Below are 14,598 nucleotides of genomic sequence, written 5' to 3' on the forward strand. Positions count from 1 at the left end.
AGCGCCGGCCGGGGCGCGACCCGGGCCGGAACGTAGATGTACATGCCGAGGCCGGTCGGGTTGTTGCCGAAGCCGGTCACCTGGGTCAGGCCGGCCGCCATGGCGGGCGCGGCCGCCAGCGCGACGGCGGTCAGGGCGGTCGCGGCGGCGAGCGCCGCGGCGGTCAGCAGTCGTCCCATGCGCATGCCGATGCCACCTTCCTTCGAAGTCGGGATCCGTACGGCGCCCGGCGCACCCTGTCCGGGGTGCACCGGGCGCACGCTGGTTCAGCGCTGCAGGGTCAGGACGGCCGGCCGGTAGGGCAGCAGGCCGTAGTCGCCGCCGGAGCCGGTCGCCCGGCCCTGGTACAGCAGCTGCAGGTTGCACGGGTCGATCGTCTTGGTCTGGTCCGGGTTGGTGCGCACCAGGTCGCCGTGGCTGATGTCGTTCGTCCATGACGCGCCGCTGTTGGCCTTGCCCGCGAACGGGTTGCTCTCGCTCGCGGCCTGCGGCGTCCACGAGCCGCCGAGGCTCGAGGATGTGAACGAGCGGAAGTAGCGGCCGTTCGCCCCGATGGCCTCGACAAGCATCAGGTACTGGTTCTGGCCCTGGACCTTGTAGACCTCGACGCCCTCGAACAGGTTGTTCGTCGAGTCGCTCATGATCTGGGTGTACGACGAACCGAAGCTGCCCGGGAAGTTCCCGATCGGCATGCTCGCCCGGTAGATCTTGCCGTTGTCGCCGGCGAAGAACAGGTACATGTTCGAGCCGTCACCGATGATGGTCTGGTCGATGGGGCCGGTGCCGGAGCCGGAGATGGTGCCGGTGAACAGCGTCTGCGCCGCCGACCATCCGTTCGCGTTGGACGGATCGCTGGACGTGCGGTAGTTGAACGACGCCCCGCCCCACTGGTACGTCAGCACCCAGATGTTCTTCGGCGCGAAGTAGAACAGCGTCGGCGCCACCGCACCGAAGCTCATGCCGTTCTGGCTCGCCGAACCCATGTCCGACCAGTTCGTGAACAGGCCGAAGTTCATCGACCCCCACGTCGAACCGGTGTCATGGGTCGTGGCGTAGACGAGGTGCTTGCCGTTGTACACGACGTTCGTGAAGTCCTTCAGCGACACCCAGCCCGACTTCGGGTTGGCCAGCGCACCGGTCGACGACCAGCGGTACGACGACGGCAGCGAGCACGTCCCGCCGGTGTTGCCCGGCGTGGTCGGGGTCGTGCCGTCGACGCGGACGAGCTGCCACTGCTGGTTGGCGCCGCCCCAGTCGCTGTACTGCACGACCGCTCCCCCGTCGGCGGTGGACGCGCCCTGCACCTCGACCGCCTTGCTCGAGTTGCGGTTGATCAGCCGCACGTAGCCGCTGTCGGAGTCGGCGAGGCGGAACTGCTGGTTGGTGCCGTTGCCGTCGGTCCACTGCACGATCTTGGCGGAGTCGGCGGTGGACAGGTTGTACACGTCCAGGACCTTGCCGGAGTGCCGGGCCTTGAGGCGGTAGTAGCCGCTGCCGGAGTCGACGAACTGCCACTGCTGGTTCTGCCCGCCCGACCGCGTGTACTGCTGGACGCAGGCGCCGTCGGCGGTGGACGCGCCGCAGACGTCGAGGGCCTTGCCGGAGTTGCGGTTGACGAGGGTGTACCACGCCGTCGTGTCGACGGTCGCCGCCGAGGCGGAGGTCGCATTGATGGCGACCACCACCCCGGCGGCCACGACCGTCGCCGCGAGCGCGGCGCCGAGGAGCTTCATAGCGGGTGTACTCCTAACAGCTGGACGAGATCGCCGGGCCGGATTGGCGGGCCGGACCGGCCGAGTGAGCGCTAACAATCATCGGCGTCGGTCGGTGGCGATGCCAGACCGACTCAATGTCCCGTCGGCGCATAACGTTTTCGCGGACTCAAAAGGCATGGGTGTGAGCGCTCACCCACGAGGCCGGTGGTCGCACGCGGTTGCCCACGACCACCGGTCACCTCGAACCCGTCTAACGCCGCAAGGTCAGCACCCCCGGCCGGTAGGGCAGCAGGCCGTAGTCGCCGCCGGAGCCGGTCGCCCGGCCCTGGTACAGCAACTGCAGGTTGCACGGGTCCACGGTCATGGTCTGGTCCGGGTTGGTGCGCACCAGGTCGCCGTGGCTGATGTCGTTGGTCCACGTCGCGCCGCTGTTGGCCTTGCCCGCGAACGGGTTGCTCTCGCTCGCGGCCTGCGGCGTCCACGAGCCGCCCAGGCTCGAGGACGTGAAGGAGCGGAAGTAGCGGCCGTTGGCGCCGATGGCCTCGACCAGCATGAGGTACTGGTTCTGGCCCTTGACCTTGTAGACCTGCACCGCCTCGAACAGGTTGTTCGTCGAGTCGCTCATGATCTGGGTGTACGACGAACCGAAGCTGCCCGGGAAGTTCCCGATCGGCATGCTCGCCCGGTAGATCTTGCCGTTGTCGCCGGCGAAGAACAGGTACATGTTCGAGCCGTCACCGATGATGGTCTGGTCGATGGGGCCGGTGCCGGAGCCGGAGATGGTGCCGGTGAACAGCGTCTGCGCCGCCGACCATCCGTTCGCGTTGGACGGATCGCTGGACGTGCGGTAGTTGAACGACGCCCCGCCCCACTGGTAGGTCAGCACCCAGATGTTCTTGGGGGCGAAGTAGAACAGCGTCGGCGCGACGGTACCGAACGACATCTTGTTCTGGCTCGCCGAGGCCATGTCGGGCCAGTCGTTGAAGAGGCCGAAGTTCATCGACCCCCACGCCGAGCCGTTGTCGTGCGTGGTGGCGTAGACGAGGTGCTTGCCGTTGTACACGACGTTCGTGAAGTCCTTCAGCGACGCCCACCCGGACTGCGGGTTCGCCAGCGCGCCGGTCGATGACCAGCGGTACGACGACGGCAGGGTGCAGGACTGGGAGGGGCTGCTCGGGCTGCTGGACGGGCTGCTCGGCGGGCTGCTCGGCGGGCTGCTCGAGGGGCCGCTCGACGGGCTGCCGGTCGGGCCGTTGCACGCGGTGCCGTTCAGCGCGAAGTCGGCCGGAACCGGGTTGGTGCCGTTCCACGAGCCGTTGAACCCGAAGGCGGCCGTGCCGTTGGTGGGGATGCTGCCGTTGTACCCGGCGTTGACGACCGTGACCTGGGCGCCGGACTGGGTGACCGTGCCGTTCCACAGCTGGGTGATGCCCTGCCCGGCGCCGAACGTCCAGGTGAGCCGCCAGCCGTTTACCGCCTCGCCGAAGTTGGTGACCGTGACGTTGGCGTTGAACCCGCCGGGCCAGGAGCTGGCGACGGTGTAGTCGACGCGGCAGCCGGCGGCGGCCTGGGCGGCGTTCGCGGTCAGCACCGTGGCGGCCCAGGCCACGGCGAGCCCGGCCGTGCAGGCCGCGGCCACCACCCGGGTCCGGGTGCGAGGGAACTTCATCAAAGCCTCCAGTCACGCGGGAGAGAACTACATTCGCGAATGTGACCGCTAACAGATTGCGCGTCAAGGGCCGGATCGGGCCCGGGCGGGCGGGCGGTGGGCGACCGGTGAAACTTTCCCGGCGCAGGTCCGGGCCCCGCGCACGGGGCGCCGCGGGGCCCGTGATTGCCGATACCGCAACGCCGCGAAAAACCTGTTATGCCGGCGCCGGAAAACTGGTCGGTCCTGATTGCCGGGCATTTCGGATGCACACTCCTGAATGCCCAGTTGACCACGATGCCGGGAGGCTACGTGAAACGCTCGATCCTGCGACGACGACGCCCCAACCTCCGGCGGGGGCTGACCGCGGCGGTCGCCCTGCTGTGCGCGGCGGCGCTCATGCCGGCCGCGGCCCGGGCCGACAACCCGATCGTGCAGACCATCTACACCGCCGATCCCGCGCCGCTGGTGTACAACGGGCGGGTCTACCTGTACACCGGGCACGACGAGGACGGATCGACGAACTACACCATGCGGGACTGGCGGGTCTGGTCGTCGGCCGACATGGTGAACTGGACCGACCACGGCTCGCCGATGAGCCTGTCCACGTTCAGCTGGGCGAGCTCGGACGCGTGGGCCGGGCAGACCGTGTACCGCAACGGGAAGTTCTACTGGTACGTGCCGGTGCGCATGTCCAGCGGCGGCAACGCCATCGGGGTCGGGGTCTCCGACAGCCCCACCGGCCCGTTCCGCGACGCCCTGGGCCGGCCCCTCATCCAGAACTCCGAGATCGACCCGACCGTCTTCATCGACGACGACGGCCAGGCGTACCTGTACTACGGCAACCCGCACCTGTGGTACGTGAAGCTCAACGCCGACATGATCTCGACAAACGGCAGCCCGGCCCAGATCCCGCTCACCACGGCCGGTTTCGGCACCCGCACCGGCAACACGAGCCGGCCGACGCTGTTCGAGGAGGGCCCCTGGGTCTACAAGCGCAACGGCCTGTACTACAACGTGTTCGCCGCCCGGTGCTGCTCGGAGTACATCGCCTACTCCACGGCGACGAGCCCGACCGGGCCCTGGACGTTCCGCGGCACGGTCATGGCGAGCCAGGGCGCCAGCTTCACCAACCACCCCGGCGTCGTCGACTTCAACGGCGGCTCGTACTTCTTCTACCACAACGGCGCCCTGCCCGGCGGCAGCGGCTACACCCGGTCGGTGGCCGTGGAGAAGTTCAGCTACAACGCCGACGGCACGATCCCGACCCTGTCCATGACCACGACCGGGGCGCCCCAGGTGGGCACGCTCAACCCGTACGTGCGCCAGGAGGCCGAGACCATCGCCTGGGAGAACGGCGTGGAGACCGAGCCGTCCAGCGAGGGCGGCATGAACGTGGGCTGGATCGAGAACGGCGACAACATCAAGGTCAAGGGGGTCGCCTTCGGCGCCGGCGCGACCACGTTCACCGCCCGGGTCGCCTCCGCGACCAGCGGCGGGCGCATCGAGCTGCACCTCGACGGCGTCAACGGCACCCTGGCCGGCACGTGCACGGTCGCCGGCACCGGCGGCTGGCAGACCTGGGCCACCGTGACGTGCCCGGTCAGCGGCGCGACCGGCACCCACGACCTGTACTTCAAGTACACCGGCGGCTCCGGCAACCTCTTCAACATCAACTGGTGGCAGTTCGCCGGGACCAGCGGCGGTGACGGCGGCGGCAACCTGCTCGCCAACGGCACCATGGAGAGCGGCACCAGCGGCTGGACGGTGTTCGGCGCCGGCACGCTCGCCGGCAGCAACGTCGCCCACGGGGGCAGCCAGGCCCTCCTGCTCACCGGCCGCACAGCGTCGTGGAACGGCCCCGCCCAGGACGTGACGTCGAAGCTGACCAACGGGCGCAGCTACGCGACGAGCGTCTGGGTGCGTTCCCAGAGCGGCACCCCGAGCGCGAAGGTGACCCTCGCCGTCACCGCGAACGGCACGACGAACTACGTGCAGCTGACGCCGGCCGCCACGGTGAACGCCAACGGCTGGACGCAATTGTCGGGCGCCGCGACCGTGTCGTGGACGGGCACGCTGACCGGCGCCACCCTCTACGTCGAGACGGCCGCCGGCACCGACGGCCTGTACCTCGACGACGCCTCCCTGCAGTAGGCAAGCCGCTCCCGGCCGCGGCGGTCGTGCCGCGGCCGGGAACGGTCCGCCGGGCTCAGCCGGCGGCGCAGGCCGTGCCGTTGAGGGCGAACGCCGCCGGGCGGGCGGTGTTGCCGGTGTGGGTGGCCTGGAAGCCGATCGTCGTCGACCCGCCGGCCGGGAGTACCCCGTTGTAGCTCACGTTCCGCGCGGTCACCGAACCGCTGGCCGGGCTGTACTGCGCGTTCCAGCCCGAGGTGATGCTCTGCCCGGCCGGCAGGGTGAAGGCCAGCGCCCAGCCGTTTATCGCGGAGGTACCGGTGTTGGTGATGGTGATGCTCTCGGTCAGCCCGGTGTTCCAGGCGTTGACGGTGTCCGTGACGCGGCACCCGGCCCCGGCCGGGGGCGGGCTCGACGAAGCGGACGCGCTCGCACTGGCACTCGCGCTCACACTCACACTCGGCGAGGCGCTACCGGTGGGTACGGTGCCGTTCAGGCCGAAGAACGCGATGGCGTACGCGGCCATCCCGCCCGACGGCAGGCTGTGCCCGGCCCCCTGGATGCTGTACGCCTCGACCTGGCCGGTGCCGTAGCGACGCCGGTTCCAGCCCGCCTGCGGGGTGTCGGTCGCCGTGGGGGTCTGGCTCAGGCCGAGCACGTCGGTCCACTGCTCGATCTCCTCCTGCAACAGTGAATACGGCACGAGCGTGTCGCTGGTGCCGTGCCACAGCTGCATGCGCGGCCGCGGCCCGGTGTAGCCGGGATAGGCCTGGCGTACCGCGTCGCCCCACTGCTGCGGCGTGCGGTCCATGCTCCCGCCGGTGCAGCGGCTGGTGCCGGGCGGGTAGTCGGCGGCGTTCGCGAAGCAGCCGAACGGGACGCCCATGAACGCCGCCCCGGCCTTGAACACGTCCGGGTAGAGCGCCAGCATCTCGTTGGTCATCATGCCGCCGGAGGAACTGCCCGTGGCGTACACCCGGTTCGGGTCACCGCCGTACTGCCGCTCCGCGTAGGTCACCATCGACACGATCGACACCGGGTCGCTGCCGCCGCCGCGCCGCTTGGCCGCATCGGACCAGGTGTCGAAGCAGTTGCCGAAGCCGGCCTGCTGGGTCGCGGTCGGGTAGATGACGATGAATCCGTACCGGTCGGCGAGGCCGGCGAACTCGCTGCCCGAGTAGAAGCCGGGGCCCGATCCGCCGCACCCGTGCATGGCGACCACGATCGCCGGGTTCGCGGGACGGGCGTCCGGCACGTACACATGCATCCGCATGCCGCCCGGGTTCGAGCCGAAGTTCGTGACCTCGGTCAGCGTCGCGGCGTACGCGGGCCGCAACGCCACGAGGGTCAGCCCGGCCACGGCGAGCAATACCGCCGGGCCGAGCAGGAATTTCCGTGCCAAGTTCATGCGCCTGCTCCTTCGATGTCTGGTCGAACGGAAATCGGCGCGGCTCCCAACCGTCACGTGGCACAAAGTGTGCTCGCGGGACATGGAAGTGTCAATCGAACGACCTCGATCACATCGGATAGAGTCCACACACCCGACCGACCCGACCCGCCGGAGCACCAGTGGCCGACGCCTTCGACATCGAAGAGATCTTCCCGGACGACGACGCCCCCGTCCGGCTCCCCCGGCGGCAGTCGGGGCCGGCCCCGCAGGGCCTGGCCGTGACGCTGCTGGCCGACTACACGCTGCGCACCCGCGCCTGGCTGCCGTCGGCCGCCATCGTCGCGCTGCTCGCCGAGGCCGGGGCGAGCGAGGCGGGGGCCCGCACGGCGATCAGCCGGCTGGCCCGCCGCGGGGTGCTGCTGGGCGCCCGCCGGGGCCGCCACAGTAGTTACCGGCTCGCCCCCGCCGCCGCCGGCCAGCTCTCGGCCGGCGGGCAGTGGATCTTGTCGTCGGCGGCCGGGGCCGAGCCGTGGGACGAGTGGTGGACGCTCATCGCCTTCTCGCTGCCCCAGCACGAGCGCACCCGCCGCCGGGCCCTGCGCGGCCGGCTGCGCTGGCTGGGCTGCGCGCCCCTGTACGACGGGCTGTGGATCTCGCCGCACGCGCTCACCGGGCCGGCCGCCGCCCAGCTCGACGAGGTGGCCCCGGGCGCGATGACGGTGTTCCGAGCCCGGCACCTCGAGCTCGGCGCGGCGGCCCGGCGCGATCCGATCCAGGCCTGGGACGTCGCGGCCATCGCCGGGCACTACGACGCGTTCGCCGAGCGCTGGCGGCCGCTGCTGCCGCGGATCGCCGCCGGGGCCGTCGGCGGAGCCGAGGCGGTACGTGCCCGCACCGAGGTGATGGACACGTACCGCCGCTTTGCCGTGCTCGACCCCCGCCTGCCCCTGGCCCTGCTGCCGCTCCGATGGCCGCGGGCGGCGACCGCCGAGGTCTTCGCCGCGGTCTACGACGGCCTGGCCCGGGCCGCCGAGGAGCACGTGCGAGCGGTCGTGGCGGCCCACACCGACGGGCCGCCGTCCGGTATCGGCGCGCACACCGTCGCCGAGATCCTCACCGGGGTCGGCGGCGAGGATCCCTGACGCCGGTGCGGCGGCGGCTCAGGTGCGGTTCCACCGCTGGTTGGCCGAGGCGGTGCAGTTCCACAGGATCACCGGGGTGTTGTTGGCGGTACCCGCGCCGGAGACGTCGAGGCACAGGCCCGACGAGACGCTGCTGATCGTCCCGTTGGCGTTGAGGCTCCACTGCTGGTTGGCGCCGCCGCTGCAGTCCCAGATCTGCACCTTCACGCCGGCCGTGGCGTTCGTCGGCGCGTCGAGGCACTTGCCGAGGGCCTGCAGGGTCGCGCCATTGGCGGTCCAGCGCTGGTTGGCGTTGCCGTTGCAGTCCCAGATGATCGGCTGGGTGCCGTTGCCGGTGTTGCCGCCGGGCACGTCCAGGCAGCGCCCGGAGGCGGCCCCGACCAGGGCCGAGGACGTCGTCCCGCCGCCGGTGGTGCCGATGCTGCCGGGCACCGAGCGCAGCGCGCTGTACCAGGCCGCGGCCATCTTGTCGTAGCCGCCCGCGGTCGGGTGCACCCCGTCGACCAGCTCGGACGTGCTCACCACGCTGTGCATGTCCACAGTGTGCACGTGCTTGCCCGCATTGACCTTGGCCTGCACGATCCCCGGGACGGCGGCGTTGAACGTGCGCACCGCCGACTCCTGGCCCGCGTTCGCCAGCGGAATGATCGTCGCCACGAACACGTCCGCGTCCGGCGCCGCCGCCGTGATGTGATCGATGAGCGTCGACAACCGGCCGGGCGCACCCGACACGTTGTAGTTCTGCAGCACGTCGTTCGTGCCGATGTGCAGCAGTACCGTCCGCGGGCTCGAGTTGCGCAGCCAACCGGCGATGTTCGCGTCGATCTGGTCGATCCGCCAGCCGGGATGGCCCTCATGGTCGTGGTCGCCCAGGCTCGACGGGCCGTTGAACTGCGATCCCACGAAATCGACGCGGTACCCGCCCGCGGCCAGCCGCTGCCACAACCCGATCCGGTACCCGCCCGGCACCTGCGTGCCCTCCGTGATCGAGTCGCCCAGCGGCATGACCCGCACCCCGCCGTTGGACTCCGCCGCGGCGGCGGGTGCGTGCACCGCCGCGCCGACGACGACGGCCACCGCGGCGAGCGCGACCGCCCGCATCCATCCACCCGCTCTGCCCACGACCGGCTCCTTGCGCAATAGAGATTGCCATACGCCAATTGAGAAAGCCGCGTCAGAATGCGCGCGAACGCGTTTAACGTCAAGTCGTAATTTGTGTTATGCACGACCCCGCACACGAGTCGGACGGCCCGGGAATCCGCTCTTGAACGAGCGGAAAGATTGTGGCACCGTCAGTCGGACACCCCAATCACCGGCCCAATTCTGTGAGCGCTCACATCGCGGACCGGCCCGCCCGCTGGCGCCGCCGTGCGCGGCGCCCCGTCATGAGGACCCGATCGTCATGGAATCGAATGTCGGCCGCCGCCTCCGCGCGGCCCTGACCGGCGCCGCGACGGCCATTGCCGCCGGGGCGATCGCCCTGCTCGCCCCCGTCACCGGCGCCCAGGCGGCGTCGCCGCAGGTGTGCGATATCTACGCCTCCGGCGGTACGCCGTGCATCGGCGCCCACAGCACGACGCGGGCGCTCTTCGCCGCGTACAACGGCCCGCTGTACCAGGTGCAGCGCGGCTCCGACCACGCCTACGCCGACGTCGGGCTGCTCGCGGCCGGCGGCGTGGCCAACGCGGCCGCGCAGGACACCTTCTGCGCGAACACGTCGTGCACGATCACGAAGATCTACGACCAGAGCAGCAACCACAACGACCTGCCGATCTCCTGGGGCGGCTTCTGGAAGGGGCCCGGTGCCAACGGCGCCGACGTCGGCGCGGACGCCAAGGCGTTGCCGGTGACCGTCGGCGGCCAGAAGGCGTACGGCGTCAAGGTCAACCAGGGCGTCGGCTACCGCATCGACCACGCCAAGAACGCGCCGACCGGCTCCCAGCCCGAGGGCATCTACATGGTGACGTCGTCGAACTACGTCAACCAGTGGTGCTGCTTCGACTACGGCAGCGGCGAGAACTCCCACACCGACACCGGCAACGCCACGATGAACGCCATCGAGTGGGGCACCGCCTGCTGGTTCGGCAACTGCGTCGGCAGTGGCCCCTGGGTCGAGGCCGATCTCGAGAACGGCATGTACCACACCAACACCGGCTCCAACAAGGACCCGAACAACTCCGGTGTGCACTTCCCGTTCGTCTCGGCCTGGGAGAAGAACAACGGCACCAGCAACTTCACCCTCAAGTACGGCAACGCCGCCAGCGGCGGGCTGACGACCACGTTCTCCGGGCCGCTGCCCAACGGCTACTCGCCGATGAAGACCGACAGCTCCCTGCTGCTGGGCACCGGCGGCGACAACAGCAACACCGGCGTCGGCGAGTTCTTCGAAGGCGCCATCACCGCCGGCTACCCCTCCGACGCCACCGAGAACGCGGTGCAGGCCAGCGTCACCGCCGCCGGCTACGGGTCGGGCGGCGGCGGGTCGAGCGGCGTCGAGGTCGTGGGCGGGGCGTCCGGCCGGTGCCTCGACGTGAGCGGGCAGAGCACGGCCAACGGCGCCCAGGTCCAGCTCTACGACTGCCACGGCCAGGCCAACCAGCGCTTCACCTACACGGCGTCGAAGCAGCTGCAGGTCTACGGCAACAAGTGCCTCGACGCCAACGGCCGCGGCACGACGAACGGCACGACGGTCATCATCTGGGACTGCAACGGCCAGAGCAACCAGCAGTGGAACGTCAACACCAACGGCACCGTGACCGGCGTGCAGTCCGGGCTGTGCCTGGACGCCAGCGGAGCGGCCACGGCCAACGGCACCAAGATCGTCATCTGGTCCTGCAACGGCGGCACCAACCAGCAGTGGAGCCTGCGCGCCTGACGCGCGAGCCCCGCTCAACCGAGGGAGTTAACAGGATGCATGTGCAAGACAGGCCCTGGCTGGCCCGAGCGGTGGTGCTGTTGCTCGCGGCCGGCGGCGCCTTCTGGTTCATCGGCGTGCGCGCGGCCGAGCCGGCGCACGCGCTGGCCAACAACCTGGCGCTCACCCCGCCGATGGGGTGGAACGACTGGAACGCCTACGGCTGCAACGTCTCCGAGTCGCTGGTCAAGCAGACCGCCGACCGGATCGTGTCGTCGGGGCTGGCCGCGGCCGGCTACCAGTACGTGAACATCGACGACTGCTGGATGCAGCACAGCCGCGACGGGGCCGGCAACCTGCAGCCCGACTTCGCCAAGTTCCCCGACGGCATCTCGGGCACCGCGGCGTACGTGCACGGCAAGGGCCTGAAGCTGGGCATCTACGAGGACGCCGGGACGCTCACGTGCGCCGGGTACCCCGGCAGCCTCGGCCACGAGACGCAGGACGCGCGCTCGTTCGCGGCCTGGGGCGTGGACTACCTCAAGTACGACAACTGCAGTAACAACGGCAGCTCCACCACGCAGCAGTACATCGCGCGCTACTCGGCGATGCGCGACGCCCTGGCCGCCACCGGGCGCCCGATCGTGTACAGCATCTGCGAGTGGGGCGTCAACGCGCCGTGGACCTGGGCCGCCCCCGTCGGCAACCTGTGGCGCACCACCGGCGACATCCAGGCCAACTTCGGCAGCGTGCTCAACATCTTCCACCAGAACGTGGGGCTGGCCGCCTACGCCGGGCCCGGGCAGTGGAACGACCCGGACATGCTCGAGGTCGGCAACGGCATGTCCGCCACCGAGGACCGGGCCCACTTCAGCCTCTGGGCCGAGATGGCCGCGCCGCTGCTGGCCGGCGACAACCTGGTCAACGCCAGCGCCACCACGCTGTCGATCCTCGGCAACAAGGCGGTGATCGCGGTCGACCAGGACTCGGCCGGCAAGCAGGGCCAGATGGTGAGCTCCTCCGGCGGCCTCGACGTGCTGGCCAAGCCGCTGGCCAACGGCGACGTCTCCGTCGTGCTGTTCAACGAGAACACCGGCACCGCGACCATCAGCACCACGGCCGCGGCAATCGGCAAGTCCGGCGCGTCCAGCTACACCCTCAACGACCTGTGGAGCGGGGCCACCAGCAGCACCGCCGGCACCATCTCGGCGAGCGTGCCCGGGCACGGCGTGGTCATGTACCGCGTCTCCGGCGGTACGACCGGCAACCCCGGCGGCGGCACCACGGCCGTGATCCGCGGCGCCGCGTCCAACCGCTGCCTCGACGATCCCAACAGCAGCACCACCAACGGGGTGCAGCTGGTGATCTGGGACTGCAACGGGCAGGCCAACCAGCAGTGGACGGCCACCGCCGGCAAGCAGCTGCAGGTCCTCGGCAAGTGCCTGGACGCCTACAACAACCAGACCTCGCCGGGCACCAAGGTCGAGATCTGGGACTGCAACGGCCAGACCAACCAGCAGTGGAACATCAACAGCAACGGCACCATCACCGGCGCGCAGTCCGGGCTGTGCCTCGACGTGTCGGGGGCCGGCACCGCCAACAACACGCTCGTGCAGCTGTGGACGTGCACGGGCGCCGCCAACCAGCGGTGGTCGCGCTCCTGACCATCGATCCGCGTGGCGGGCGGCCCGCCGCCGCCCGCCACGCCCCACCCCGCTACCACTGGAGGACCGCCATGCTCCAATTCGCTCCGCCGCGTTGGCGGCCGGCACTCGCCGTGCTGGTCACCGCCGCCCTCGCCGTCGCCGGCGTGACGCTGACCGCCGGCGCCGCGTCGGCCGCCACGGCCGGACCCGTCGTCGGGCAGCAGTCCGGGCGCTGCCTCGACGTACCGAACTCCACCACCACCAACGGCACCCAGCTGCAGCTGTGGGACTGCAGCGGCCAGGCCAACCAGTCGTGGACCTACACCGCCGCCGGGCAGTTCCAGGTGTACGGCACCAAGTGCCTGGACGCGAACGGCCGCGGCACCACCAACGGCACGGCGGTCATCATCTGGGACTGCAACGGCCAGACCAACCAGCAGTGGACGGTCAACAGCAACGGCACCATCACCGGGGTGCAGTCGGGGCTGTGCCTGGACGCCAACGGGGCCGGCACCGCCAACGGCACCAAGCTCATCCTCTGGAGCTGCAACGGCGGACCGAACCAGCAGTGGAGCCAGTCGGCGACGCCCCCGCCGCCGTCCGGCTCGGGCCCCTGCGACCTCTACGCCGCCGGGGGCACGCCGTGCGTCGCCGCGCACAGCACGACGCGCGCGCTGCTGCAGGCCTACGCCGGGCGGCTCTACCAGGTCCGCCGGGCGTCGGACAGCGCGACCCGCGACATCGCGGTGCGCAGCGCCGGCGGTCCGGCCGACGCCGCCGCCCAGGACGCGTTCTGCACCGGTACGACCTGCGTGATCACGGTGGTCTACGACCAGTCCGGCCACGGCAACGACCTGTGGTACCAGGGCTCCTCGGTCGTGCCCGGCTCCAGCCAGAGCAGCCCCGCGCGGGCCACGTCCGAGGCGCTGACCGTCGGCGGGAGCAAGGCCTATTCGCTGTACATCAACCCCGGCAACAGCTACTGGCGCGACGGGCACCTCACAGGGGTGCCGACCGGCTCGGCGCCCGAGGGCATGTACATGGTCACGTCGGGCACGCACGTCAACAACGGCTGCTGCTTCGACTACGGCAACAGCGAGACCACCCGCAAGGCCGACGCCGCCGGCGCCATGGACGCGATCAACTTCGGCACCCAGTGCTGGTTCGGCGGCTGCTCCGGCACCGGCCCGTGGGTGCAGGCCGACCTCGAGTGGGGCCTGTACCCCGGGGGCAGCCAGGCCTGGAACTCCAACCAGCGGGCCTTCACCAGCAAGTTCGTGACGGCCACGCTGAAGAACAACGGCACCTCCCGCTTCGCCATGAAGGGCAGCAACGCCCAGTCCGGGAGCCTGTACACCCTGTGGGACGGCGGGCTTCCCGGCGGGTACAGCCCGATGAAGAAGCAGGGCGCCATCATCCTGGGCAGCGGCGGCGACTGCTGCAAGCCGGGTGGCGGGGCGAACCTCAGCGCCGGCACGTTCTACGAGGGCGCCATGGTCGCCGGGTACCCGTCCGACGCCACCGAGAACGCGGTGCAGGCCAACATCGTGGCCGCCGGCTACCGCTGAGCCGCCGAAATTTTCACGGTAAGCGCTTCGAAACTTCCGGACCGGACGGCTCCGGCCCACGCCTACTGAACTGCCACGGCCGCACTGACACGCCGGGCAGGGTGGGCCGGAGCCGTTCCGAAAGTATTCCGGAAAGTCTTGCTCGCCGCCGGGCGCCCGTGTCAGCATGGCGTGGCATTGAAGCCCGCCGTTCTTCGGCGCCGGGCCCTGCGAGCCCACCGACACCCCTTCTGTACGCACGGCCGCGCTCCCGCCGGCCGCGCGCGGCGTGGACGTGGCCCGGCGCCGAACCCAGAAGGAGGACCAGCTTGAGACGATCATGGCGAGTAAAAGCGGTGATCGGTGGTGCCGTGGCCGCCGTCGCCGCCGCCGGCGCGGTGATGATGATCCCGAACGCGAACGCCGCGGCGAGCACGCTGGGTGCGGCGGCCGCGCAGTCGGGACGGTACTTCGGCACCGCGATCGCGGCGGGCCGGCTCGGCGACTCGACGTACACCACCAT

9 protein-coding genes and 1 pseudogene are annotated in these 14,598 nt (G+C 70.5%); 5 read left to right on the forward strand and 5 right to left on the reverse strand.

Going from position 1 to position 14,598, the window contains the following annotated elements:
• The 3 genes and pseudogenes from AB0B76_RS57545 to AB0B76_RS57555 all read right to left on the reverse strand — a co-directional run.
• A pseudogene (locus tag AB0B76_RS57545) lies at window positions 1-185 on the reverse strand (esterase); the annotation flags it as partial.
• Between the two features lie 81 nt (window positions 186-266).
• Window positions 267-1,733, reverse strand: a complete 1,467-nt coding sequence (locus tag AB0B76_RS57550; protein WP_360394513.1) for a non-reducing end alpha-L-arabinofuranosidase family hydrolase — start codon at window positions 1,731-1,733, stop codon at window positions 267-269.
• A gap of 232 nt (window positions 1,734-1,965) precedes the next feature.
• Entirely contained in the window at window positions 1,966-3,384 is a 1,419-nt protein-coding gene (locus AB0B76_RS57555) for a non-reducing end alpha-L-arabinofuranosidase family hydrolase (protein WP_360394515.1), read from the reverse strand.
• Between the two features lie 378 nt (window positions 3,385-3,762).
• Between AB0B76_RS57555 and AB0B76_RS57560 the strand changes: the two genes are divergently transcribed.
• A complete protein-coding gene (locus tag AB0B76_RS57560) occupies window positions 3,763-5,517 on the forward strand; it encodes a family 43 glycosylhydrolase (protein ID WP_360394534.1) in 1,755 nt (584 codons plus the stop codon).
• Between the two features lie 55 nt (window positions 5,518-5,572).
• Here the strand turns inward: AB0B76_RS57560 and AB0B76_RS57565 are convergent, their stop codons facing one another.
• Entirely contained in the window at window positions 5,573-6,904 is a 1,332-nt protein-coding gene (locus AB0B76_RS57565; protein WP_360394518.1) for a PHB depolymerase family esterase, read from the reverse strand.
• A gap of 161 nt (window positions 6,905-7,065) precedes the next feature.
• On the opposite strand from AB0B76_RS57565, the gene AB0B76_RS57570 reads away from it, so the two are divergent.
• On the forward strand, window positions 7,066-8,028 hold the full coding sequence (locus AB0B76_RS57570) for a PaaX family transcriptional regulator C-terminal domain-containing protein (protein ID WP_360394520.1): 963 nt from the start codon (window positions 7,066-7,068) through the stop codon (window positions 8,026-8,028).
• Window positions 8,029-8,046: 18 nt separating this feature from the next.
• Here the strand turns inward: AB0B76_RS57570 and AB0B76_RS57575 are convergent, their stop codons facing one another.
• Window positions 8,047-9,150 carry a ricin-type beta-trefoil lectin domain protein gene (locus AB0B76_RS57575; protein ID WP_360394523.1) on the reverse strand — a complete coding sequence of 368 codons (1,104 nt, stop codon included), beginning with the start codon at window positions 9,148-9,150 and terminating at the stop codon, window positions 8,047-8,049.
• A 280-nt stretch (window positions 9,151-9,430) separates the two neighbouring features.
• Between AB0B76_RS57575 and AB0B76_RS57580 the strand changes: the two genes are divergently transcribed.
• From AB0B76_RS57580 to AB0B76_RS57590, 3 genes are all read left to right on the forward strand, one after another.
• The gene (locus AB0B76_RS57580) at window positions 9,431-10,903 is read left to right on the forward strand and encodes a lectin (protein WP_360394525.1); all 1,473 of its coding nucleotides are present in this window, start codon (window positions 9,431-9,433) and stop codon (window positions 10,901-10,903) included.
• A 35-nt stretch (window positions 10,904-10,938) separates the two neighbouring features.
• Window positions 10,939-12,546 carry a ricin-type beta-trefoil lectin domain protein gene (locus AB0B76_RS57585; RefSeq protein ID WP_360394528.1) on the forward strand — a complete coding sequence of 536 codons (1,608 nt, stop codon included), beginning with the start codon at window positions 10,939-10,941 and terminating at the stop codon, window positions 12,544-12,546.
• Window positions 12,547-12,617: 71 nt separating this feature from the next.
• Window positions 12,618-14,096 carry an arabinofuranosidase catalytic domain-containing protein gene (locus tag AB0B76_RS57590; protein WP_360394531.1) on the forward strand — a complete coding sequence of 493 codons (1,479 nt, stop codon included), beginning with the start codon at window positions 12,618-12,620 and terminating at the stop codon, window positions 14,094-14,096.
• Window positions 14,097-14,598 lie beyond the last annotated feature (502 nt).

This window comes from Dactylosporangium sp. NPDC049140 (assembly GCF_040648435.1).